The sequence below is a fragment of the Streptomyces sp. NPDC093221 genome (assembly GCF_044753885.1).
Classification (GTDB): Bacteria; Actinomycetota; Actinomycetes; order Streptomycetales; family Streptomycetaceae; genus Actinacidiphila.
The window spans coordinates 133,575-155,587 of sequence record NZ_JBIVOA010000009.1 but is presented as its reverse complement, the minus strand read 5'-3'; the positions used below and the strand labels follow the sequence as shown (position 1 = coordinate 155,587).

Sequence of the window (22,013 nt, the reverse complement as noted above, 5' to 3'; positions counted from 1 at the left end):
ACGTACACGGCGGCCGTGCGGACGGCGGTCACGCACACCGCGGTCACGTACACCGCGGTCACGTACACCCACGAAAGGCAGGAAGCACCCATGGCGGACTTCGTCGGCGCGGTGGATCAGGGAACCACCAGCAGCCGCTTCATGATCTTCGACCACGACGGAAACGAAGTGGCCAAGCACCAGTTGGAGCACACCCAGTACCTGCCGAAGCCGGGCTGGGTGGAGCACGACCCGGTGGAGATCTGGGAGCGGACCAACGTCGCGATCCAGAACGCGGTGCGGTCGGCCGGTATCTCGGCCTCCGACCTCGCGGCGATCGGCATCACCAACCAGCGTGAGACCACCGTCGTCTGGGACCCGCGCACCGGTCGCCCGTACGGCAACGCGATCGTCTGGCAGGACACCAGGACCGACTCGATCGCCAAGGCGCTGGAGCGCGACGGCCACGGCGACCTGATCCGGCGCCGGGCGGGCCTGCCGCCCGCGACGTACTTCTCCGGCGGCAAGATCAAGTGGATCCTGGAGAACGTCGACGGGGTCCGCCAGGCCGCCGAGCAGGGGCACGCGCTGTTCGGCACCACGGACTCCTGGATCCTGTGGAACCTCACCGGCGGTCCGAACGGCGGTATCCACGCCACCGACGTCACCAACGCCAGCCGCACGATGCTGATGGACCTGGAGACGCTGGACTGGGACGAGGAGCTGCTCGGCATCTTCAACATCCCGCGCGCGATGCTGCCGACGATCCACGCGTCGTCGCACCCCGAGGCGTTCGGCACCACCCGCACCTCGCGCCCGCTGAGCGCGCCGATCCCCATCACGGGTGTGCTCGGCGACCAGCAGGCGGCCACCGTCGGCCAGGTCTGCTTCGCGCCGGGCGAGGCGAAGAACACCTACGGCACCGGTAACTTCCTGCTGCTCAACACCGGTACGGAGGCGGTCCGCTCCGAGCACGGCCTGCTGACGACCGTGGCGTACAAGTTCGGTGACGCCCCGGCGGTGTACGCGCTGGAGGGCTCCATCGCGGTGACCGGTTCCGCGGTGCAGTGGCTGCGCGACCAGATGCACCTGATCAGCGAGGCCGCGGAGAGCGAGCGGCTGGCGAAGACCGTCGAGAGCAGCGACGGGATCTACTTCGTGCCCGCCTTCTCCGGGCTGTTCGCGCCGTACTGGCGGTCCGACGCGCGCGGCGCCATCGTCGGCCTCGCCCGCTTCCACACCAACGGCCACCTGGCGCGGGCCACGCTGGAGTCCATGTGCTACCAGAGCCGCGACGTGGTCGAGGCGATGGAGCAGGACTCCGGTGTGCACCTGGACGTGCTCAAGGTCGACGGCGGTGTCACGGCCAACGACCTGTGCATGCAGACCCAGGCCGACGTCCTGGGCGTCCCGGTCAGCCGTCCGGTGGTCGCCGAGACCACCGCGCTGGGCGCGGCCTACGCGGCCGGTCTCGCCACCGGCTTCTGGCGCGACACCGACGAGCTGCGCGAGCACTGGCACGAGTCGCGCCGCTGGGAGCCCCAGTGGAGCGAGGAGCAGCGCGCCACGGGCTACAAGGGCTGGAAGAAGGCCGTGGACCGGACCCTGGACTGGGTCGACGTCGAGTAGTCCGGCGCCCGGGCGGCCCCCGGCTCTCCGCAGCCGTCCCCCGTACGCCCCGCCGGTCCCACGACCGGCGGGGCGTCCGCGTGTCCGCGGCCCCGCCGTACCGGCCCAGCAGGCGGTACGGTCGCCCGCCGGTCGCTACGGGCAGCTCTCCACGAGCCGGGACAGCGCCCAGCCCGCGCCGATGACGCGGACGTCGGGGCTGGGCGACGCCGACCGCGGGGTCCCGGCGGTCGGGACGTCGGGGACGGCGGTGGGGACGGCGCTGGCCCCGCCGGGCGGCGCGGTGCGCTGCGGGCCCCCCGGATTGGCCGCCACCGTGCACACCACCTGGTCCATGGCCAGCGGCGAGAGGCGGTCGACGCCCGCGGGCAGGCGCACGACGGTGGTGACGCCGTCGAAGGCGATCACGGGCGGGCGCGGCAGGGACGGCAGTCGCGTGGTGAGCGTCGTCGGGTCGGCGTCGCCGGGGCCCGCGAACAGCAGCCGCAGCGCGACGACCGGACCGGCGGCGTCGGGCGCGCGGCGGGGAACCGCCCGCAAGGTGTCGCCGGAGAGGAAGTAGACGCTGACGCCGGGGGTCATGCCCACCGCGGGCTCCCCGGCCTGGATGACGCTGGTCGGCGGGACGCCGCAGGCCGCGAGCGCGGCGGCGGACGCCAGGCAGGCCAGCGGACCGGCGGCGCGCCTCATCGGACGTCCTCGCTTCCGAAGGCGGCGGAATCAGCGGAATCAGCAGAACCGACGGAACCGACGGAACCGGCGCGGTCCCCGGCGTCGGCGGTGCCCGCGGCCGAGTCGCGGCGCAGCGGCAGTTCGACGGTGAGGACGGAGCCGCCGCCGTCCGCGTTGCGGGCGGTGATCCGGCCGCCGTGCAGCCGTACGTTCTCGGCCGTGATGGCCAGGCCGAGGCCGCTGCTCTCACTGCGGCTGCGCGAGGTGTCCGCCTTGTAGAAGCGCTCGAAGATGTGCGGCAGGGCCGCCTCCGGGATGCCGGGACCGGCGTCCCGTACCTCGATCACCGCCCACGCTCCCCCGGCGGACCGCCCGCCGACCGCGTTCAGGGACAGCACCACGGGCGGCGCGCCGTGCCGCAGCGCGTTGCCGACGAGGTTGGCCACCACCACGTCCAGGCGGCGCGGGTCGACGCGGGCGCGCAGGGCGCCGGGCGCGGGCAGCCGGGTGTCGACCTCCGCCAGCCAGCCGCGCGAGACGAGGGTGCGGCGCACCGACTCGGCCAGGTCGATCTCGTCCAGGTTGAGCCGCGCGGCGCCCGCGTCGAAGCGCGACACCTCCATCAGGTCCTCCACGAGCCGGGCGAGCCGTACCGTCTCCTCGCTGATCAGGCCGACCGCGGTGGCCGTCTCGGGGTCGAGGCGGCCCGCGCCCTCGTCCAGCACGTCGGTGACCGAGGACATCGCGGCCAGCGGTGTGCGCAGTTCGTGCGAGACGTCGGCGACGAAGCGCCGGGCCTGCGCCTCCAGCCGCCGCAGTTCGGTCACCGAGCGCTCCAGGGCGGCGGCCGTGTCGTTGAAGGACCGGGAGAGGTCGGCGAGTTCGTCGGAGCCGTTGACGGCCAGCCGTACGTCGAGGTGGCCCTCCGCCATCCGCCGGGTCGCGCGGCGCAGGGCGCGTACCGGGCGCAGCACGCCGCGCGCGGCGAAGAGCGCCAGGACGACCGCGAGGACCACGGCCCACAGCGCGGCGTCCTTGATGGCGGTGATCATGGCCTGGACGTACGCCTGCTCGGTGTCCTGCGGCACGACCAGGTACATGACGAGGCCGGAGAGCGTCAGCGACTGGTTCTCGGCGGCGCGGTACGCGACCGGCAGCCCGACGACGAGGACCGGGCCGTCGTCCGTGCTCACTCGTTGGAAGACCGCGGCGGCCTGGTCGCGCACCGACCCGAGGAGTTCGGGGGTCAGCCGCTCGAAGGCGTTCTCCGGCGCGGATCCGGCGCGGCGCTCCCCGTACGTGGCAAGGACCTGCCAGCGCTGCGACTGGTGGGCCCTCGCGACCTGGATGACCAGCGAGTCCATCGCCGCCTGGTCGGGCTCCGCGGGGATCGCGGGGGCCAGCGCGTCGACGCTGTCGCGGAACTGCCGGATGACCGCGTCCTGGCTCTGCTGGAGCACGCCGGTCCGCGCCTCCCTGAAGGCGAGGGCCCCGGTGCTCAGCGCGCTGACGACCGCGACCAGCACGAAGGCGACCACCAGCCGGGTGCGCAGCCCGCGCAGCGCGAGCAGGGCCCTGGAGACGGCGGACCTCATGGGGTCGGCTGGAGCGGCCGCGCGTACGGCGCGCGGAAGCGGTAGCCGAAGCCCCGTACGGTCTCGATGTAGCCGGACCCGGCGCCTGGTCCGCCGCCGAGCTTGCCGCGCAGCCGCTTCACGCAGGCGTCGACCAGCCGGATGTCGCCGTGGTAGCTGTGCTCCCAGACCGCTTCCAGGAGTTGCTGGCGGCTGAGCACCTGTCCCGGCGAGGCCGACAGGGTCAGCAGCAGCCGCAGTTCCGAGGGGGCCAGCGGTACGGGCTCGCCGCGCAGGGAGACCCGCAGCCCGGCGCGGTCGATGGACAGGTCGCCGTGCGACTCCTGCCGGGGCCTGGTGCCGTCGGCGCCGGGTGCGGCGATCCGGCGCAGCACCGCGCGTATGCGGGCTTCGAGCACGCGGGCCTGTACCGGCTTGACCACGTAGTCGTCCGCTCCGGCCTCCAGGCCGACCACCACGTCCACGTCGTCGCCGCGCGCGGTCACGATGATGATCGGGACCTGGTCGTGCTCGCGTATGCGACGGCAGACGTCGAGTCCGGCGATGCCGGGGAGCATGAGGTCGAGCACGACGACGTCGGGCCGGAAGGGGCGCAGGTGGCTCAGGCCCTCCTCACCGGTCGCGGCGGCGAGGACGTCGTGTCCCTGGTGGCGCAGGGCCAGCTGCACGCCCTTGCGGACCGCGGGGTCGTCTTCGACGAGCAGAACGCGGGGCATGCAGGTCAGTATGCGTGAGGTCCGGGCGGCCAGGGCCGTGAGAGGGGCTCGGCCGGGCAGCTGTTACGAAGGGGTCATACAGCGGCCGTCCGCCGTCGTGGTTACGCTTTCGTGATCTTCTGGGCCAGGGGCCATCACACGCGGACCGCAGTGTGAACAGCCATGCACCGGGAGAAGAAACGGAAATCGGCGGGCCGGGCGGGGGGCGGCGCCCGTACACGGCGTTCCCTGGCGACCCTACGGCGGCGCAGGCGACGGCGGACGACGTACACGCTCGGCACGCTGGCGGCGGTAGGGGTGGCCGGGGCGCTGCTGGTCGCCGCGCACGGCGGGAAGGACGGGAAGGACGGGAAGGGCGGGCACGCGGCGGACGGGGATACGGCGGGTTCGCCGCCCGCCGCCACCGAACCGGCGAGGACGCCGGCGGCGCCTTCCACGTCACCCGCCGGGCGGGCGCCCGCGTCCGCGCCGCCATCCGCGCCGCCATCCGGCACCGGAGGCAACGGCGTCTTCGACACCGCCCAGGCGTCGGGGACGTCGGTCGGCACCGGCACGCTGCGCCGCTACAAGGTGCAGGTCGAGCAGGGCACGGGCGTCAGAGCCGCCGACGCGGCGCGCGAGATCGAGAGCATCCTCGGCGACCGGCGGAGCTGGATCGCCGACGGCCACGACGCCTTCCAGCTCGTCTCCGGCGGCCAATACGACTTCGAGGTGAAGATCGCCAGCCCGGACACCGTGGACCGGATCTGCGGGGCGGCCGGGCTGCACACCCGCGGCGAGGTCAACTGCGATGTCGGCGACCAGGTGGTGGTGAACCTCAAGCGCTGGCGGACCGGTTCGCCGCAGTTCCCCGGGCCGCTCCACGAGTACCGCGCCCTGATCGTCAACCACGAGGTGGGCCACCGCATCGGGCACGGCCACGAGGGGTGTCCCGGCGCCGGGCGTCCGGCGCCCGCGATGATGCAGCAGATCGACGGACTGCACGGCTGTGTGGCGAACGCGTGGCCGTACGACGCGCACGGCACGTATCTGGCGGGACCGCCGATGCCCTGACATCGATGTCCGCACCGGTGTGTCGCGCGCGGAACGGCCCCGGAACGCCTGAGCGTTCCGGGGCCGCGATCCGTTCGTCAACCACCCGGGACCCGTTCGTCAACCGCCCAGGACCCGTTCCCCGGGCCGCCCGGGACGCGTGTCCGGACGGTCGGGGGCCGTGGTCCGAGGGTCAGTTGGCCACCCAGGTGGCCCAGGACATGTTCCAGCCGTTGATGCCGTTGCTCGGGTCGATGACCTTGTCGGGCGAGTGCACGACTTCGACGACGTCACCGATGAGCGAGTGGCTGTAGAACCAGGCGGCCGGGGTGTCCGGGTCGCCGCCGCCCTTCACGTCGTGCAGGCCCACGCAGCCGTGGCTGGTGTTCTCGTGTCCGAACACCGACACCGGGCGCCAGTAGTTGCCGTGCGCGAAGGTCCCCGAGTCGGACAGCCGCATGCCGTGCGGCACGTCCTTGATGTGGTACGAGTTGCCGAGGCCCACGGTGCGGGAGTCCATGTCCACCACCGGGTCCTTCTCCTCGATCACCATCTTGCCGTTGTACGTGGTGTGCTGGGGGTCACCGAGGCTCGCCGGGTACGTCTTGTACAGCTTCCCGCCCCGGTAGATCTTCAGCGTCTTCGCGGTGTTGTCGGCCACCGAGGTCTGCGAGCGGCCGATGGTGAAGCTCACGTCCTTCGACTGCTGACCGTAGACACCGGGCGACATCTGCACACCGTTGAGGTTCATGTGCAGCGTGACCTTGGTGCCGGGCGCCCAGTACCTCTCCGGCCGGAAGTCGATCCGCTGGTTGCCGAACCAGTGGCCCTCGACGGGCACCTGCGGGTCCGCCGTGACGGTGATCCCCTTGTGCGTCGCGGCCTGGTCGGCGACCGGCTTGTTGAAGCGGATCGACACCTCCATGCCCACGCCGTACGTCGAGCCCGGATCCACGTTGAACACGCCGTAGTTGACGGCCTGCGGCTTCAGCGTGGTGAACGACGACCGCTGTACGGTGCTGCGCCCGGCCGAGTCCACCGCCTCCGCGTTCACGGTGTACTTGGTCGCGGTGCGCAGAATCCCGGACGGCTTCCAACTGGTGCCGTCCGCCGATATCGCGCCGTCGACCGGCCGGTGGCCGGCCGCGTCGGTCACCGCGATCTTCACCAACTTGCCCTTGGCGGCCGTGATCTTGAGCGCGCCCGTGGTGTCCACCCCGGTCGCGCCGTCCTTGGGCACGATGCTCAGCGCCACCTGCGAGGCAGGCGTCGTCGTGGCACCGCCCGACGCCGAACCCTTGCCGTCCTGCTTTCCCTTGTCGGTCGACGCGCCCGCGCTCCCGCTGCAGGCGGTCGCCCCCAGCAGGACGGCGCCGAGCGCCAACGCCAACATCCCCTTCGCCACCCGCCGCTTACGCGAGCCCTGAGCGGCGGTGTCAACCGCCGTTGCCGTGATCAATCGAGTCTCCCCATCTCGCCGGTCGCACTATAGGAGAGTACGACCGCCCCAGCGGTTGCAGGTGCCGCATGACTGATACCCAACCCTTAGGCGGCGGTCGGGCGTACGCCGAACGGGTTGCGGGGACGGGCGCCGTGGGCGCGCCCCGGCGACGGACGCCGACGCGGAGCCGAGGATTTGACGACTTCGGCCGGGCTCATGGCCCCGGCGTACCAGAAGGGCGGACAGCGTTGACGGGCACGGGGAGCAGTCGGGTGGTACTCGACAGGCCGGGCAGGCACGGCATCGTGGAAGAGTTGCGGGACGCGATCACATTCAGGGCCGTCCTGGTCATGCTGGGCGTGCTCCTGCTGCAACTGGGCTTCGCGCTGTCCTACATGGGCGCCTTCCACTCGCCCAAGCCCCACCGGGTGCCGATCGTCGTGGTCGCACCGCAGGCCGCGGCGCGGGACGCGGTGGCCCGGCTCAACGCCCTTCCCGGTGAGCCGGTGCACGCCGTCGCGGTCGCCGACCGCGCCGAGGCCAGGGCCCGGCTGCTGGACCGGCGCACCGACGCCGCCGTCGTCGTCGACCCGCGCGGGACGACGGACACGGTCTTGGTCGCGTCCGCGGGCGGCCCCTCCGCCTCGGACGCGGCGACCCAGGTCGTGCGGCTGGCGGGACAGGCGCAGCACCGTGAGGTCGTCGTACGCGACATCCGCCCGCCGGTGAAGGGCGACTCGCGCGGCCTGTCGTCCTTCTACCTCGTCCTGAGCTGGACGATCGGCGGCTATCTGGCCGCGTCCGCGCTGAACATGGCGGCCGGGTCGGCGCGCCCCACCCTGCGCCGCGTCCTGGTGCGGCTGACCGCGATGCTGCCCTACGCCTTCGTCTCCGGCATCGGCGGCGCGGTGATCGTCGGTCCCGTCCTGCACTGCCTGCCCGGCGCCTTCTGGGACCTGGTCGGCATCGGCACTCTGATCGTGTTCGCCTCGGGCGCGGTGGGCGTCGCCCTCCAGTCGGTGGCGGGCACCATCGGCCTCGGCCTGACCATCCTGATCTTCACCGTCCTGGGCAATCCCAGCTCCGGCGGGGTCTATCCGGCCGCTCTCCTGCCGCCCTTCTGGCGGGCCATCGGCCAGATCCTGCCGCCGGGCGCCGGGACGACCGTGGTCCGCAACACCGTCTACTTCGACGGGCACGACATCACCAGGTCCCTGTGGATCCTGGGCGCCTGGGCCTTCGGCGGCATCGTCGTGTCGGTGCTGTCCGCCGCCCTGCGCGACCGTCGCCGCCCCACCCCCATGCCCCTCCCGGCGACGGTCTGACCCTCGGCCGCGTCCTCATGGCGATACTCGGCCCGGACTCGCTCCGCGGGACCATGTTCCTGTTCCGAAGGCCGAACCGCCTCACACCCTGACCGGGCCGGCCGCCCCGCCGTACCACCGCACCCCGACGGCGGTGGTACGGCGGGCGCGCGTGCCGCGACCGGTGGTCAGGCGGAGAAGCTGCCGACTCCGGTGACGTGAGTGCCGTAGCCGGCCGGAAGGACGCCGACGCCGGTGGTGGGAAGGGTCGCCGGGACCGTGCAGAAGGGGTCGGCGAAGACCTTGACCGGCTGGTCGGTGAGGTTGTCCAGCACATGCGCCGTCAACGGGAGTCGCTGACAGCCGGTGGGGTCCTGGTAGACCTTGAGCGGCTGGCCCTCGACGGAGAAGACGACGACCTGGCCGGTGGCGGCCTGGGCGGGAGTGGCCGCGAGGCCGACGACGGCCGCCGCGGCCATCGCGATCATGGTGGTGCTTCGACGCATGACAGGTGCCTCCAGTGCACGTGATTCGCGGGTGGGACATGTGCGCCGAATCACGCGGGTCGACCGGTGGGTGCCGGGCTCACCGCGCGCTTCGGACGAGAGGGGTGGGCCGTGCGCGCGGCGACGCGTCGCGCGGCCAGTTCCGCCGAGCGGACCGCGCCCTCGCTGCTGGGCCGCAGGAGAGTCCAGTCGCCGACGTAGTCGACGGGCCCCGCGGGCCGGGCGGCGAAGGCCGCGCGCAGGCCCAGCGCGGCGGGGGTGGCTTCGGGCAGGCCGTACCGGAAGCGGTGCACGAGCGTGCGGGTGGTGGCCTCGCCGAGCCCCGGCAGAAAGCGTTCTGCCTCGCCGACGAGCGTACGGGTGACCTCGGCGTCGTCGGCGTCCAGCAGGCGCGGGCCGATCGCGGGCGAGGCGAAGAGGCTGACCATCCCGCGGCCCGGCGGGACGCGCCCCTCGGCCTTGAGGTGGTCGAGGAGCAGCCCGCCGCAGATCCGGCTCTCGGTCGCGGGAACGGACAGGGCGTAGCTGGGGGCGCGGGTCGGGCTGGGCAGCGGTCGGTCGAGGAGGCAGACGGCCTTGAGCATGGGGGTGAAGGAACAGGCCGCCAGATAGGCGCGTTCGTCGGGCGACGGGTCGGCGTACAGGGACAGCGCGACCGGTGCCGGTACGGCGATCAGGATCTGACGCACCGTCAAGATCCCGCCGTCGGCGAGGTGTAGCCGTGCCTCGTCCGCGCCGGTCCGCTCAACGGCCGTGACCGAGCTGCCGAGTTGTACGGGGACCCGTTCGGCCAGGGCGCGCGGGAGGGTGTCCATGCCGGTGGTGTAAGTGGTCCAGCGGGCTCCCGCGCCGCCGACCGCGAGCAGCGTGGCGAGCATGGGGGCGGCGGCCGAGCGTTCCGAGTGCCAGCCGAAGCAGTGGCCCGACAGCGGCTGGAGCAGGCGGTCGTGCACGTCGGGGTGGTAGGCGCGGGCGTACTCGGCGAGGGTGGCCGTGCCGGGCGGCGCGAGTTCGGGCCGGTCGGCGTCGAAGTCCCCGCGGCGGCGCAGCAGTCGGGCGGTGAAGCGCAGCCAGTCCAGCCGCCCGCGCCAGGACATGCCCGCGCCGGTGAGCAGCCCCGCCGGGTGGCCGAGCCGGGCGTGGGCGCGGCCCTCGTGCCAGAGGGCGAATCCGGCCCGCACCGGGGTGAGGTGTGCGGGCGGCACGGCGAGTTCGTCGATGAGGCGCCAGGTGGCCTGGTAGCCGCGGGTGGCGATGGTCTCCGCTCCCTCGTCGACGAGGCAGCCGTCGACGAGGGAGCTGGCCATGCGTCCGCCGACGCGCGGGGCGGCCTCGAAGACCCGCACGGACCGGCCCGCCCGTTGCAGCCGGTAGGCGGCGGCGAGGCCGCCGATGCCGCCGCCGACGACCGCGACGTCGAGGTCCGTCACGTCCATCTCCCGGTTCCGTGGGTGGCGGTGCCGGCGAGGTAGCGGTCGCGCAGCTCGTGGCGGCGGACCTTGCCGGTGGCGGTGCGCGGGACGGCGTCCCAGTCCACCGTGAGGGGTTCGGCGAGCGCGGGCAGGTCGCGTACGGCGTGCCGCCAACGGGCCGGGTCGATGGGCGCGTTGACGACCAGGACGGTCTGCGGGTCGCGGTCCACGACGCCGAGGACGACGGCCTCCTCGACCTCGGGCAGCCGGTCGTGCAGGACGTCCTCCAGTTCCACGCAGCTCAGCCCCGGGATCATGTCGACCTCCCGGTCCAGCAGGATCAGCGAGCCGCCGCGCGTACGGACCGCGAGGTCTCCGGTGTTGAACCAGGGCCCGTGCGCCTTCTCGTCCCAGCGGTCCTGTTCGCCGAGGTAGCCGAGGCAGCGGGCCTTGGTCCGGGTGAGGACGAGGCCGACCTGTCCGCGCGGCACGGGTTGGAAGGTCCGCGGGTCCACCACCCGCAGGCCGACCCAGCCGGGGACCGGGCGGCCGAGGTCGCGGGTGGTGGGGTGGCGCTCCGCGCGCCGGGCCAGCGCCCCTCGGGTGAGGAAGCGGAAGGTGAGCGGCCCGGTCTCGGTCTGGCCCCAGCCCTGCATCCACAGCGGCCGGGCGCGCCGGCTGGCGTCGAGGAAGACCCGCACGGTCGGCGGGTGGACGGCGTCGAAGGTGGAGATGTACATGCGTACGTCCCGGAAGGGACTGTCGGGCTCGGCGGCCAGGCGCTGCCAGCGCACATACGTGGAGGGCAGCGCTTCCAGGACGGTGGGCGGGTGCGCGGTCAGGGTGCGGCGGGCCGCGTCGGGATCGGAGTCGGCGACGATCACGGTCTCGCGGGGCTGGTGCCACAGCGCGCTGACGGTCCAGGCGAGCGCGCGGCCGTGCGCGAAGGAGATGGCGCTGGCGACGGTGTCGCCGGCGCGCGGGGTGACCACGGGCCAGCGCCTGGCCTCGAATCCGGCGAGCCGCCGGATGAGCGTCGTGGTGGAGTGGACGACCAGCTTGGGCACGCCGGTGGTCCCCGAGGTGTGGTGCACGGCCAGCGGCTCGCCGTCACCGCGGCGGTGGATCGGGGCGAGCGGCCGTGCGGGCAGGTCGTGGAAGGAGCGGACCGGCTGGGGCGGCCGGGTGTCGTCCGGTACCGAGTCGTGCAGGCTCGCGCTGTCCAGGGTCAGCGTGCACGCGCTGTGGCGCGCCAGCTCGACATCGGCTCTGGCGGCCGTGCGCAGCAGGTGCGTCTGGGTGACCAGGACGGCGGGGCGCAGCCGTTCGAGCAGGATGTCGAGCACCTCGGGGGCGAGGTGGTCGGAGAGCAGCGCGGGGACGGCGCCGATCCGGACGGCGGCGCAGGCGAGCAGGACGTAGTCCCAGTGGTTGCGCTTGACGACGGCCACGTGGTCGCCGGGGCCCGCTCCCGCCGCGGCGAGCCGGGCGGCGGTGTCCCGTACCAGGCCGGCCAATTGGGGCACCGTCCACCGGGTGCCCTCCTCGGGCGCGAGGTCGAGGGGGCGGCTGAGGTGGACGACGGTCGGCGAGCCGCGGCGGGCGAGCGCGTCGAAGACGATGCCGGGGTCGAGGGGCTTGGTCACCGGGTCACCGCCAGCAGCAGGTCGGCCGCGATCATCAGCGCGGTGGCGAGGCGGTGCAGCCGGATGCCGCGGGTGCGGGCCCCCAGGACGTCACCGCGCCGATTGCCGCGTACCCACTGGCGGGCGCGCAGCACGAGGACGGGCGACATGAGCGGCGGGAACCACCACGGCGCGATCCCGGCGGCGGCGGGGACGACGATCAGCAGGGCCTCCAGCCCGGAAACCCCGGCGATGAAGGCGGAGTTGCCGCGCTCGGAGGCGACGGCGGCCACGGTCAGCCGCCCGACCGCGTGGTCCCCGTCCCGGTCGTTGATGTTGGAGTAGACGCCGAACAGCACGGGGCCGAGCCCGAAGATCAGCGCCTGCACGACGACGAAGCCGGGTGCGCCGCCGTTCAGCAGGCCGAAGAGCGGCAGCACATAGCCCCAGCCGAGCGCGGCCAGGAAGATCTCCTGGCCGCCGCGGTAGCTGAACTTCAGCCACCAGGAGTACTGGAACCCGAAGAGCGCGCAGGCCGCCGTGCCGAGCACCGCCCACAGCGGCCGGGCGGGAGCGGCGAGGACGGCCGCGCCCCAGAACAGCGCGCACAGCGCGACCGCCGCCCAGCCGAACCGGATCGCCTGCCGCTCGGTGAGCGTCCCGGCGACCAGCGGTTTACGGGCGAGGCGGCGGGCGGCGGCGTCCGGGCCGTAGTTGGCCGCGTCGCTGCCGTCGCGGTAGCCGGTCACGTCATCGAAGGCGACCATCCCGGCCACCATGGTCAGTTCGCCCAGGAAGAACAGGACCAGCACGAGCGCGGCGCGTCCCGTGGTCTCGGGCCGGAGTCCGGCCCCGGTGACGAGCCCGGCCCCGGTGACGACGCCGAACGGGACGAGCATCGCGGCGGCCAGCGGGATGCTCAGGTAGTAGTCGAGGATGTCCAGCTTGGCCAGCTTGGCGTAGGCGCGCCAACTGCCGGGCGCGATCGGCGAGGTGTCGGCGGCGGGAACGGCGCCGACGGGGGGCCTGGCCGCGGTGTCGAGTACGGGCGCGGGTTCCATGGGCGGGTGCTCCTCCTGCGGTGCGGTGTGGCTCAGGCGCTGCTCAGCGCCGGGGGGCGCGTACCGGGTCTTCTGGCGGACGGGCGAGGGCCGCGGCGGCGAGGGTGCGGCGGCAGACCTTGCCGGTGGCCCCGAGCGGCAACCGGTCCAGGTGCAGCACGAGTTCGGGCAGCTTGCGCCGGGCCAGACCGCGCTCGCCGGTCAGATACGCGGACAGCGCCACGACGGTCAGCGGCTCCGTGCCCGGGCGCTGGACCAGGAAGGCGCACAGCCGCTCGCCGAGATCCGGGTCGGGGACGGGTACGCAGGCGGCCTCGGCGACGTGCGGGTGGGTGTGCAGCTCCTCCTCGACCTCGGCGGGGCTGATCGTCCAGCCGCCGCGGATCACGGTCTGCCTGATCCGGTCCAGGACGCGCAGCGAACCGTCGGCGTCGAAGACCCCGAGGTCACCGGTCCTGATCCAGCCGTCGTCGGTGCGGTAGCGCAGGTCGAGGTCGGGCGCGCCGACGTAGGCAAGCGGGCTCATCGGGCCGCGGGCCTGGATCTCGCCGCTGTGCCCCGCGGGCAGCGGCCGGTCGTCGGCGCCGCAGACGCGCAGGTCGGTGACGCGCGGGTCCGGGTGTCCGACGCGGCGGACGTCGCCGTCAGAACCGGTCCAGGTGATACGGCAGTTCACGCCGTCGCTCGACCCGTAGACGTTGGTGACCGGGCGGCCGAAGCGGCGCAGCGCGGCGGCGAGGACGGTGGAGGTGAGCGGGGCGCCGCTGGAGACGACGGCCCGCAGCGAGCCCAGGTCCTCGCCGGGCACGGTGGGGTGGTCGGCGATCCGGCCCAGCATGGTGGGTACGGCGACGACGTGGGTGGGCCGCCAGTCGGTGACGGCGCGCAGGGCGGCGCCGGGGTCGAAGCGGTCCAGCAGGTGGAGGGTCGCGCCGCAGCGGGCGAGGGCGACCAGTCCGAAGGAGCCGAAGGAGGAGGCGAGCGGGACCAGGACGAGCGCGGCCGGGCCGCCGTCCTCGGCGCTTTCGCCGGTGCCGGGGTCGCCGCCGCCGGGCGTGTCCTGGCGGGTGCCGGTGGCCGTGTCGTGTCCGGCGCCGCCGCCGCGCAGCACCGCGTCCACGTAACTGCCGCGTCCGCCGAGCAGCGCGTTGTGGCTGTAGGCGGTCATCTTGGGCGCGGCCTCGGAGCCCGAGGAGACCAGGACGCGCGCCGGGTCCTCGGGGTCCACGACGGCGGGGACGCATCCGTCGGGGTCGCCGTAGAGGAGTTCGCCGACCGTGGTGAGGCGTTCCAGGTACGGGAGGGGGCCGTGCCGGTGGTCCAGTGGGGTGTCGCTCACCATGTAGCGGGCGCGGGACAGCTCCAGCAGGGCGTGGCTCTCGCGGGTGCCCTGCCCCGTGGGCCAGGGAAGGGCGACCGCGCCGACGGCGGCGACGGCGAGGTCCGTGGCCAGCGCGGGCCAGCCGCCGTTCAGCCGGATGCCGACCACATCACCGGGGCCCGCGCCGAGCGCGCCCAGCGCCGACGCCATCCCGCGTACCCGCAGGTCGAGTTCGCGGTAGGTCAGCGCGAGGCCGGGAGTGCGTACGGCCGTCCGGTCGCCGTGGTCGCGTACGTGCTCGGCGAAGGCCGCGTACAGCCCCGTGTCGGGACACTCCTCGCGCAGGGCCCAGCGCCGCCGCAGCGGGGCCGGGACCGTGTCGCGCAGCACGAGGCCGTTGCGGGACCGCCAGGTGCGTCCGGTCGCCGCCCGTACGGGAGGTGTCGCGTCGGTCGGCGTCTCCACCGGAGTGGTCATCGGTGGAACTCCCAGGGGTTTGCGGCCCGCGTGCACAGGTCGCGGTCGAGGGCGGGCGCGAGGCGGGGGTCCGCCGCGAGGTCGGTCAGGTCGGCGCGGTCGGGGACCGTCGTCCGCGCGGGAGCCGAGCGGAACCGCGGCCCGCACAGCAGCCGGGCGGCGGACAGCAGCGAGGAGGTGACGGCCTGTCCGCGCCCGGTCCGCCGGGCCGCGAGCAGCCCCGCGACGGCGCCTTCCGCGCAGATCACTCCGCCGAGCACGTCGGTGAGGGTGAGCAGGGACGGTGTCGGCGGCAGTCCCGGCGGGGTGACCAGGGCGGCGAGGCCCGTCCACGCCTGTACGGGGAAGTCGGTGCCGACGGGAGGCCGGGAGCCGCGCTCGTCGCCCCAGCCGGAGGCGGCGGCGTGCACCAGGCCGGGGCGGTGGGCGGTCAGGGTGTCGGCGTCGAGCCCGAACCGCCGGTCCTTGCCGGGGGCCAGGCTGTGCAGGAACACCTCGGCCCCCGCGAGGAGTTCGCGGACCGCGGCGCGCCCGGACGCGGTGGTGAGATCCGCCTCCACCGTCTCCTTGCCGTCGTTCAGGGCCGTGAAGCGGGCCGATGTGCCGCCCGCCATGGGCGGCATGCCCCGCATCGGGTCGCCGCCCGGCGGCTCGACGCGGACGACGCGCGCGCCGAGCAGCCGCAGCAGGTGCCCGGCGAGCGGCCCCTGGACGCGGCGGCACACCTCGACGACGGTCGCCCCGTCCAGCGGCGCCCCGGTGCCGGGCGCGGCCTGCGGCGCGGCCGTCGGGCCGGTGGGGCGCAGCCGCCAGGGCCGCTCGTCGCCGTCCGCCCACGGGGGCGGCCCCCCGGCGACCGGGGTCAGATCCACGCCGATCGCGTCGGCGAGGCGGCCGAGTTCGGGGAAGGGCAGCCGGGCGACGGCCTCGTGAAGGGCGGGCGGGAGCGGGCAGACCGCGGTGGCGTACCGCTGCTGGAAGGGGAGCCAGCCGCGTGCGGCGTCCGCGCGGTCCACGCCGAGCGCGGACCAGAAGCCGCGCCACGCCTCGGGGTCCAGGGTCTCCAGTTCGAACCGGACGCCGTCGGCGGCGGCGAAGGGCGGGCCGCCGGGTGCGTGGCGTTCCGGCCAGTCGTCGGCCGCGGTCGCGGCGGCCAGGTACTGGCCGACCGAGAGCAGCGCCGCCTGGGCGACCGAGGTGGTGACGCGGATCTCGCCGCCGTCGTCGGCGGGCCCGGCGGCCAGCGCGGCGAGGGTGCCGGTGGCGGCGAGCGCGCCCGCGACGCAGGAGGCGTAGTCGACGCCGAGCGGGGTCGGTCCTCCGTAGCGGCGGCCGTGCACCTGCGTCAGACCGCACGCGGCCTGTACGTCGGCCTCGCTGGTCAGCGGGAGGTCCACGGGCCCGGCCCAGCTCACCTCGCAGCGCGCGCGGACCCGGCCGTAGTGCGCGGTGAACGCTCCCGACCTGCCGTGCTCGGTGCCGCAGCCGAGCGCCCGCAGGTGGGCGACGGCGAGCCGGACGGCCGTGGCGGGCGCGCCGCCGCGCGCGGAAACCGGCGCCGTGCCGATACGCGGCGCCGCGGTGGTACGGGGGCCGGCCGTGGTGGCCGTCACTCCGGTCGCCTCGCCTGGACGCAGTACAGGACGCAGGAGGCGGCGCGGAAGTCCGGGTGGCGCATCGCGTCGCGCGCCGCGAGCAGTTCGTCCTCCGTCATCCCGTGCTCCAGGAGCGCGTCCCGCAGGTGGTAGGTGTGGTGCAGTTGCAGCCGCAGGCCCGGGGAGTCCGCCGTCCAGGGCACGAGGTGCGGTACGGGTTCGATGTCGGTGAATCCGGCGGCCCGCAGGTCGGCGGCGCAGGTGCGGCCCCACGCGGGGTCGGCCCCCGCGGCCCGCAGCACGCGGCCCTTGGCCGCCCGGAACGCCTCGTAGCCCGCGCGGGTGCGCTCGTCGGGAGCGAGGAGCACCGGCGCGTAGTCGATGTCGAACTCCTCCAACTGGAGGTGCCCGCCGGGCCGCAGGGCGCGCAGCAGCCGGCCGAGCACGGCCCGCCGCTGGGGCAGGTGGGTGAGCACCAGGCGGGAGTGGACGAGGTCGAAGGCCGCGTCGGGGAGCGGGTCGCGCACGATGTCGTGGCGGCGCTGTTCGAGACCGGGGCGGGCGGGGATGTGCTCTGGCTTGATGTCGGTGGCCAGCACGCTGCCGCCGGGCGCGGTGCGGTCGGCCAGCCACAGGGCGACGCTGCCGCCGCCCGCTCCCGCCTCCAGGCAGTCCCAGCCGGGGCCGACGCCGGTCTCCGCCAGCCGCGCGGTGGTGATCGCGTCGTGCGCGGCGGCCAGGCAGCGGTGCTGCTCGGTGGCGTACGGGCTGTCGTTGTCGAAGGCGTAGTCGCCTTCGGGGCGGTCGGCCGTCGCCGCCGTGGCGGTGGTCGTGCCGGGACTCGCGGCTGGCATGGACTCTCCGGTGCGTGGGCGGGGTGGCGGTGGGCCGCCGTCCGGACGACGGCCCACCGGAAAGGACTTCAGATCCCTCAGGCGTCCCAGCTCACGGTGTAGACCGCGAGCGCGGTGTTGGTGAAGTGGGCCGCGCCGGTGAGGCCCTTGTAGGCGCCCGTGCCGCCGACGACGACGCCGTCGAAGGACTTCGGGTAGGTCGCGGTGAGCGGGTTCTGGATCGGGAAGACCACCGAGAGGGCGACCTGGTCACCGCCGTTGAAGACGATGTTCGCGTGGCAGAACGCGGTCACCTCCTTGGCGGAGATGGCGTCCTTGTCGCACATGTCGTAGGCGGTGCCGACCGGCTTCCCGGAGGAGTCCTTGACCGTGGCGCTGCCGCCGAAGCCCGCGCCCACGGTGCTGGCGGCGGCGCCCGCGCTGTTGTTGCCGCTGAAGTCCAGCGTCAGCGACGGCGGGGTGGCGCGTACCTGCGTGGCGGTCGCGGTGGCGGTGGCGGAGGAACCGGCCACCAGGGCGAGGGCTGCGGCGCCGGTGGCGGTGGCTGCGACAGCGGCACGCTTCGCCGTGACAAAACGGGTCATGAACTCTCCTCGAACGGTCCGGACCGAATGTCCGGGTTCGCACGAAGTGGACCATATCGGAAGAAGGTTCGCATATGACTGCGGGATGTGCCGCCGTCGCCGTGTCGCGGGGAGCCCGATGGCCCGATCGTGGCCCGGCCCGCTGCTCGTCGGCGCCGGACGCGGGTCGTCACCGGCCGCTCCCGGCTCCCGCGAAGGCCGGACCAGCGCCGACAGGGTGAAGAATTCACCCTCATGACCGCCGCCCGGCCGCCACACGCACGGGCCGGGCGGGGACTGGTTCAAGATCGCGGTGAGCGGGCCCCGGGGCGCCTTCCCGGACCGCCCGTCGCGCAGCGCCCACCGTCCCCGGGGAGTCTCGGTCATGTCCTTCGATCTGCTCGTGGTGGGCCTGGGATACGTGGGTCTGCCCCTCGCCCGCGCCGCCGCCGACGCCGGGCTCGCGGTGGCCGGATACGACATCGCGCCGTCGACGGTCGCCGCGCTGCGCGGCGGGCGGTCCCCGGTCCGTGACGTCACCGACGCGGACGTAAGCCGGATGCTCGCCGCCGGTTTCGCCGTCGACACCGACCCCGCGCCGCTCGCGCGGGCCCAGGCCGTCGCGATCTGCGTCCCCACCGGCCTGACCCGCGAAGGAGGCCCCGACCTCGGCCCGCTCACCGCCGCCTGTCGTACGGTCGCCGCGCATCTGCGGCCGGGAACGCTGGTCGTCGTCGAATCGACCTCGTTCCCCGGCACCACCGAGGAGTTGGCCAGACCGCTGCTGGAGGCGTCGGGGCTGGTCGCGGGGAGGGACTTCCACCTCGGCTACTCCCCCGAACGCGTCGATCCGGCCAACCAGTTCTTCGGCATCGGCAACACGCCCAAGGTGGTCTCCGGGGTGACGCAGGTGTGCGCCAAGCAGTGCGCGGCGCTGTACGAGCGTTTCGTGGACCGGGTGATCGTGGCCCGCGGCACGCGCGAGGCGGAGCTGGCGAAGCTGCTGGAGAACACCTACCGCAGCGTCAACATCGCCCTGGTCAACGAATTCGCCCGCTACTGCCACGACGTGGGCGCGGACGTGTGGGACGTGGTGGCGTGCGCGGCGACGAAGCCCTTCGGCTTCCAGTCGTTCCGCCCCGGCCCCGGCGTCGGCGGGCACTGCATCCCGGTCGACCCGGTCTACCTGCTGCAAGGCGCGCCCGCCGACGCGTTCCAGGTCGTACGGGCCGCCCTGCGCGCGAACCGCGTCATGCCCGGCCATGTCGTCGCGCGCGCCTCGCGGTTGCTCCAGGACCGCGGGGTGCCGCTGCCGGGCGCCCGCGTCGCGCTGCTCGGCGCCGCGTACAAGCCCGACACCGACGACCTGCGCGAGTCGCCCGCGCTCGAGGTGGCGAGCGGGCTGCTCGACCTCGGCGCGCGGGTCGGCTGGCACGACCCGCACGCGGCGGACCTGCCGCTGGCGGACCCCCGGCTGCGGCGGTACGACGACGCGCTGTCGGCCGCGGCCGAGGCGGACCTGGTCGTCCTGCTCCAGGCCCACCGCGCCTACGACCTGGGCGCGATCACCAAGACGGCCCGGCTGCTCTTCGACACGACGGGCCGGCTGTCAGGGGAGCGCGTCGTACGGCTCTAGCGCCTGTCGGCGGACCGCGGGCCTCAGGGGGCCAGGGCGAACTCCCTGACGGCGTCGGCGATGTACTCCACCTGCGCGTCGCTCAGGTGCGGGTAGACGGGCAGCGACAGGATCCGCTCGCCCGCGCGTTCCGCGGCGGGCCAGCTGTCGCCGGGGGCGGCGAAGCCGGAGAAGGCGGGCTGGCGGGGCAGCGGCAGCGGGTAGTAGACGTGCGAGTCGACACCGCGCTCGGCCAGGTGCGCCTTGAGCGCGTCGCGCCGGTCGCACTGGAGCGTGTAGACGTAATAACAGCGGCCGTCGCGGCCGGGCGGCGGGGCGAGGACACCGCGCTCGGCGAGGTCGGCGAAGCGCTCGGTGTAGTGACCGGCGATCCGGGCGCGGCGCTCCAGACGGCCGGCCAGCCCCGGCAGGCGGTGGAGCTGGAAGGCGGCGAGCACCTCGTCGAACCGGCTGTTCCAGCCGATCCGGTGGTGGACGAAGCGGTGGACGCCGTCCTGCCCGTGGTTGCGCAGCATCCGTACCGTACGGCCCAGTTCCGCGTCGCGGGTGACGACCGCGCCGCCCTCCCCCGCCGTGCCGAAGGTCTTCACCTGGACGAAGGAGTAGACCCCCGCCTCGCCCGCCAGCCCCGCGGGAACCCCGCCCTGGACGCCGCCCTGCGCGACGGCGGAGTCCTCGACCAGCCGCAGCCCGCGGTCCCGCGCGAGCGCGGTCAGGCGCGGCATGTCCGCCATCACCGAGAACATGTGAGCGGGCATCAGGGCCTTGGTGCGCGGGGTGATCCGGCGTTCCATGTCGTCGGGGTCGACCACCATGGTCCAGGGGTCGATGTCGGCGAAGACCGGTGTCGCGCCGAGCGCCACGACCGAACCGGCCAGCGGGGCGCAGCCGAAGGCCGGGACCACGACCTCGTCGCCCGCGCCGACGTCCATCGCGGCCAGCACCAGGGTCAGCGCGCTGGTGCCGCTGCCGCAGGCGACGACGTCGGCGGCGCCGAGCTGTTCGCGCAGGGCCTGCTCGAAGCGGGCCGTGTGCTCGCCGAGGATGAACTTCTGGGCCGGTCCGGTGCCGGTCTCGCGCACGACGCGCAGCAGGTGCTCGCGGTCGGCCTCGAACAGGTCGGGGGGGAAGAACGGCAGCCGCGGGCGGTCGCCCCGGGCCGTCGCGGGCGCGGGAGGCGCAGGCACGGTGGTGGGCGTCGGAGGCACGGGAGCGGTCGCGGGCGTCGGCGTGGTCCCGGGCATCGGCGTGGTCGCGGGCGTCGGCGTGGTCGCGGGCGTCATGGGCGGGCTCCGGCTCCGGAGAAGAAGTCCTGGACCAGATCGCAGACCCGGTCCACGGCCTCGGTGGTCAGATCGGGGTAGAGCGGCAGCGCGAGGGTGCGCGCGCAGGCGGCCTCGGCCACGGGGAAGTCGCCCGGCTGGTGGCCGAGTTCGGCGAAGCAGGGCTGGAGGTGCAGCGGGCTCGGGTAGTACGTCTCGGTGCTCACGCCGTGCGCGGCCAGGTGCCCGGCCAGCTCGTCACGGCGTTCGGCCTCGATCAGATAGACGTAGAAGACCGGATCGGCCGTGCCGCCGCGGGCCACGACCGTCGGCAGCCGCAGGATGCCCGGCGTTCCGGCCAGCCGCCGGCTGTACGCGTCGGCCAGCGCTTCCCTGCGGGCGATGTCCGCGTCCAGCCGGGTGAGCTTCGCGAGCAGTACGGACGCCTGCACGTCGTCCATCTTGCTGTTGCAGCCCGGCAGCGAACTGCTGGTGTTGATGGTGGTGAAGTCCGCGATGGTGCGCCCGAACCGGCCGTGGTGGCGCAGCGCGTCCACGGTACGGGCGATCTCGTCGTCGTCGGTGAGCACCGCCCCCGCGTCCCCGATCGCGCCCAGGGTCTTGGTCGGGAAGAACGACAGCACCCCTCCGGCGCCGAACAGCCCCGCGTGGACGCCCTCGCGGCGCATGCCGATCGCCTCGGCGCTGTCCTCGACCACGGTGAGCCCGTGCCGCCCGGCCAGTTCGCCGAGCCGTTCCACGTCCGCGAGCTGGCAGAAGAGATGGACCGGCATCAGGAAGCGGCAGCGCGGGGTGAGCACGCGCTCCACCGAGGCGGGGTCGAGGGCGTACGTGACCGGGTCGATGTCCGCGAACACCGGCCGCCCGCCCGCCAGGACGACCGAGGAGGCGGAGGCCACGAAGCTGAAGGCCGGGACGACGACCTCGTCCCCCGGCCGCAGACCGGCCGCGCGCAGCAGCAGGACCAGGGCGTCGGTGCCGCTGTTGACCCCGATGACGTGCCGGGCGCCGGTGTAGGCGGTGAGCGCCCGTTCCAGCTCCGCCACCTTGGTGCCGTGGGAGAACTTCCCGTCCTCGAACATCTCCGACAGGTGCCGCTCGATCCGCGGCCAGAGGGCGGAGAAGGACTCGGCCTGGGTGAAGAACGGCACGTCGGCGGGGGCCGGTTCGCGCGCGTCGACGGTGTGCTGGAGGTCCATCTCCGCCTCTCTGCTGCCCGGATACGCCGGGTACGCCGAATGCGCTGGTCCATCCGGACGCGGTCGTTCGTCCCGGACGCGCTGGAGGCCGACGCTATGCCAGGCCCTCGGCC

Annotated in this window: 18 protein-coding genes; 4 read left to right on the top strand and 14 right to left on the bottom strand. The window is 74.2% G+C overall.

What is annotated here, in order from left to right; translation table 11 throughout:
* Positions 1 to 90: 90 nt before the first annotated feature.
* Positions 91 to 1,608 carry a glycerol kinase GlpK gene (gene glpK / locus ACIQCJ_RS28990; protein ID WP_355333263.1) on the top strand — a complete coding sequence of 506 codons (1,518 nt, stop codon included), beginning with the start codon at positions 91 to 93 and terminating at the stop codon, positions 1,606 to 1,608.
* A 135-nt stretch (positions 1,609 to 1,743) separates the two neighbouring features.
* Here the strand turns inward: glpK and ACIQCJ_RS28985 are convergent, their stop codons facing one another.
* From ACIQCJ_RS28985 to ACIQCJ_RS28975, 3 genes are read right to left on the bottom strand one after another with little or no spacing between them, the layout of a single operon-like run.
* On the bottom strand, positions 1,744 to 2,298 hold the full coding sequence (locus ACIQCJ_RS28985) for a hypothetical protein (protein WP_402713004.1): 555 nt from the start codon (positions 2,296 to 2,298) through the stop codon (positions 1,744 to 1,746).
* Positions 2,295 to 3,875: a sensor histidine kinase gene (locus ACIQCJ_RS28980; RefSeq protein WP_402713003.1), complete on the bottom strand. Its 1,581-nt coding sequence runs from the start codon at positions 3,873 to 3,875 to the stop codon at positions 2,295 to 2,297. The genes ACIQCJ_RS28985 and ACIQCJ_RS28980 overlap by 4 nt, the downstream gene beginning before the upstream one ends.
* Positions 3,872 to 4,591 (bottom strand): response regulator, encoded by a 720-nt coding sequence (locus ACIQCJ_RS28975; protein ID WP_391048419.1) that lies wholly within the window; start codon positions 4,589 to 4,591, stop codon positions 3,872 to 3,874. Before ACIQCJ_RS28975 ends, ACIQCJ_RS28980 begins: the two co-directional genes overlap by 4 nt.
* A 162-nt stretch (positions 4,592 to 4,753) precedes the next feature.
* Between ACIQCJ_RS28975 and ACIQCJ_RS28970 the strand changes: the two genes are divergently transcribed.
* A complete protein-coding gene (locus tag ACIQCJ_RS28970; RefSeq protein ID WP_402713002.1) occupies positions 4,754 to 5,644 on the top strand; it encodes a DUF3152 domain-containing protein in 891 nt (296 codons plus the stop codon).
* A gap of 172 nt (positions 5,645 to 5,816) precedes the next feature.
* On the opposite strand, the gene ACIQCJ_RS28965 is transcribed toward ACIQCJ_RS28970, so the two are convergent.
* Positions 5,817 to 7,016 carry an Ig-like domain-containing protein gene (locus ACIQCJ_RS28965; protein ID WP_402713001.1) on the bottom strand — a complete coding sequence of 400 codons (1,200 nt, stop codon included), beginning with the start codon at positions 7,014 to 7,016 and terminating at the stop codon, positions 5,817 to 5,819.
* Positions 7,017 to 7,414: 398 nt separating this feature from the next.
* On the opposite strand from ACIQCJ_RS28965, the gene ACIQCJ_RS28960 reads away from it, so the two are divergent.
* Positions 7,415 to 8,389: an ABC transporter permease gene (locus ACIQCJ_RS28960; RefSeq protein WP_401313673.1), complete on the top strand. Its 975-nt coding sequence runs from the start codon at positions 7,415 to 7,417 to the stop codon at positions 8,387 to 8,389.
* A 167-nt stretch (positions 8,390 to 8,556) separates the two neighbouring features.
* On the opposite strand, the gene ACIQCJ_RS28955 is transcribed toward ACIQCJ_RS28960, so the two are convergent.
* From ACIQCJ_RS28955 to ACIQCJ_RS28920, 8 genes are all read right to left on the bottom strand, one after another.
* Entirely contained in the window at positions 8,557 to 8,874 is a 318-nt protein-coding gene (locus ACIQCJ_RS28955) for a hypothetical protein (RefSeq protein ID WP_401313612.1), read from the bottom strand.
* Between the two features lie 50 nt (positions 8,875 to 8,924).
* On the bottom strand, positions 8,925 to 10,310 hold the full coding sequence (locus ACIQCJ_RS28950) for a protoporphyrinogen/coproporphyrinogen oxidase (protein ID WP_401725067.1): 1,386 nt from the start codon (positions 10,308 to 10,310) through the stop codon (positions 8,925 to 8,927).
* The gene (locus ACIQCJ_RS28945; RefSeq protein WP_402713000.1) at positions 10,301 to 11,932 is read right to left on the bottom strand and encodes an AMP-binding protein; all 1,632 of its coding nucleotides are present in this window, start codon (positions 11,930 to 11,932) and stop codon (positions 10,301 to 10,303) included. The genes ACIQCJ_RS28950 and ACIQCJ_RS28945 overlap by 10 nt, the downstream gene beginning before the upstream one ends.
* Positions 11,929 to 12,972, bottom strand: a complete 1,044-nt coding sequence (locus ACIQCJ_RS28940) for a UbiA family prenyltransferase (protein ID WP_391048430.1) — start codon at positions 12,970 to 12,972, stop codon at positions 11,929 to 11,931. The genes ACIQCJ_RS28945 and ACIQCJ_RS28940 overlap by 4 nt, the downstream gene beginning before the upstream one ends.
* Positions 12,973 to 13,015: 43 nt before the next feature.
* Entirely contained in the window at positions 13,016 to 14,770 is a 1,755-nt protein-coding gene (locus tag ACIQCJ_RS28935; RefSeq protein WP_402712999.1) for a class I adenylate-forming enzyme family protein, read from the bottom strand.
* Positions 14,767 to 16,383, bottom strand: a complete 1,617-nt coding sequence (locus ACIQCJ_RS28930) for a CoA transferase (RefSeq protein ID WP_402712998.1) — start codon at positions 16,381 to 16,383, stop codon at positions 14,767 to 14,769. Before ACIQCJ_RS28930 ends, ACIQCJ_RS28935 begins: the two co-directional genes overlap by 4 nt.
* The gene (locus ACIQCJ_RS28925) at positions 16,380 to 17,219 is read right to left on the bottom strand and encodes a methyltransferase domain-containing protein (RefSeq protein WP_391048437.1); all 840 of its coding nucleotides are present in this window, start codon (positions 17,217 to 17,219) and stop codon (positions 16,380 to 16,382) included. The genes ACIQCJ_RS28930 and ACIQCJ_RS28925 overlap by 4 nt, the downstream gene beginning before the upstream one ends.
* Positions 17,220 to 17,296: 77 nt before the next feature.
* Complete coding sequence (locus tag ACIQCJ_RS28920; protein WP_355333292.1) at positions 17,297 to 17,803, bottom strand: hypothetical protein; 507 nt, start codon at positions 17,801 to 17,803, stop codon at positions 17,297 to 17,299.
* Positions 17,804 to 18,167: 364 nt separating this feature from the next.
* Between ACIQCJ_RS28920 and ACIQCJ_RS28915 the strand changes: the two genes are divergently transcribed.
* Positions 18,168 to 19,418, top strand: coding sequence for a nucleotide sugar dehydrogenase (locus ACIQCJ_RS28915; RefSeq protein WP_402712997.1), 1,251 nt, complete (start codon positions 18,168 to 18,170; stop codon positions 19,416 to 19,418).
* Between the two features lie 23 nt (positions 19,419 to 19,441).
* Here the strand turns inward: ACIQCJ_RS28915 and ACIQCJ_RS28910 are convergent, their stop codons facing one another.
* Together ACIQCJ_RS28910 and ACIQCJ_RS28905 are read right to left on the bottom strand one after the other, a co-directional pair.
* Complete coding sequence (locus tag ACIQCJ_RS28910; protein ID WP_401856308.1) at positions 19,442 to 20,701, bottom strand: DegT/DnrJ/EryC1/StrS family aminotransferase; 1,260 nt, start codon at positions 20,699 to 20,701, stop codon at positions 19,442 to 19,444.
* Positions 20,698 to 21,900 (bottom strand): DegT/DnrJ/EryC1/StrS family aminotransferase, encoded by a 1,203-nt coding sequence (locus ACIQCJ_RS28905; RefSeq protein WP_402712996.1) that lies wholly within the window; start codon positions 21,898 to 21,900, stop codon positions 20,698 to 20,700. Before ACIQCJ_RS28905 ends, ACIQCJ_RS28910 begins: the two co-directional genes overlap by 4 nt.
* Between the last annotated feature and the right edge of the window lie 113 nt (positions 21,901 to 22,013).

Bases quoted from the DNA above. Each gene is read 5' to 3' on its own strand.
- glpK (WP_355333263.1), top strand. From the start codon at position 91: ATGGCGGACTTCGTCGGCGCGGTGGATCAGGGAACCACCAGCAGCCGC.
- ACIQCJ_RS28985 (WP_402713004.1), bottom strand. From the start codon at position 2,298: ATGAGGCGCGCCGCCGGTCCGCTGGCCTGCCTGGCGTCCGCCGCCGCG.
- ACIQCJ_RS28980 (WP_402713003.1), bottom strand. From the start codon at position 3,875: ATGAGGTCCGCCGTCTCCAGGGCCCTGCTCGCGCTGCGCGGGCTGCGC.
- ACIQCJ_RS28975 (WP_391048419.1), bottom strand. From the start codon at position 4,591: ATGCCCCGCGTTCTGCTCGTCGAAGACGACCCCGCGGTCCGCAAGGGC.
- ACIQCJ_RS28970 (WP_402713002.1), top strand. From the start codon at position 4,754: ATGCACCGGGAGAAGAAACGGAAATCGGCGGGCCGGGCGGGGGGCGGC.
- ACIQCJ_RS28965 (WP_402713001.1), bottom strand. From the start codon at position 7,016: ATGTTGGCGTTGGCGCTCGGCGCCGTCCTGCTGGGGGCGACCGCCTGC.
- ACIQCJ_RS28960 (WP_401313673.1), top strand. From the start codon at position 7,415: ATGCTGGGCGTGCTCCTGCTGCAACTGGGCTTCGCGCTGTCCTACATG.
- ACIQCJ_RS28955 (WP_401313612.1), bottom strand. From the start codon at position 8,874: ATGCGTCGAAGCACCACCATGATCGCGATGGCCGCGGCGGCCGTCGTC.
- ACIQCJ_RS28950 (WP_401725067.1), bottom strand. From the start codon at position 10,310: ATGGACGTGACGGACCTCGACGTCGCGGTCGTCGGCGGCGGCATCGGC.
- ACIQCJ_RS28940 (WP_391048430.1), bottom strand. From the start codon at position 12,972: ATGGAACCCGCGCCCGTACTCGACACCGCGGCCAGGCCCCCCGTCGGC.
- ACIQCJ_RS28935 (WP_402712999.1), bottom strand. From the start codon at position 14,770: ATGACCACTCCGGTGGAGACGCCGACCGACGCGACACCTCCCGTACGG.
- ACIQCJ_RS28925 (WP_391048437.1), bottom strand. From the start codon at position 17,219: ATGCCAGCCGCGAGTCCCGGCACGACCACCGCCACGGCGGCGACGGCC.
- ACIQCJ_RS28920 (WP_355333292.1), bottom strand. From the start codon at position 17,803: ATGACCCGTTTTGTCACGGCGAAGCGTGCCGCTGTCGCAGCCACCGCC.
- ACIQCJ_RS28915 (WP_402712997.1), top strand. From the start codon at position 18,168: ATGTCCTTCGATCTGCTCGTGGTGGGCCTGGGATACGTGGGTCTGCCC.
- ACIQCJ_RS28910 (WP_401856308.1), bottom strand. From the start codon at position 20,701: ATGACGCCCGCGACCACGCCGACGCCCGCGACCACGCCGATGCCCGGG.
- ACIQCJ_RS28905 (WP_402712996.1), bottom strand. From the start codon at position 21,900: ATGGACCTCCAGCACACCGTCGACGCGCGCGAACCGGCCCCCGCCGAC.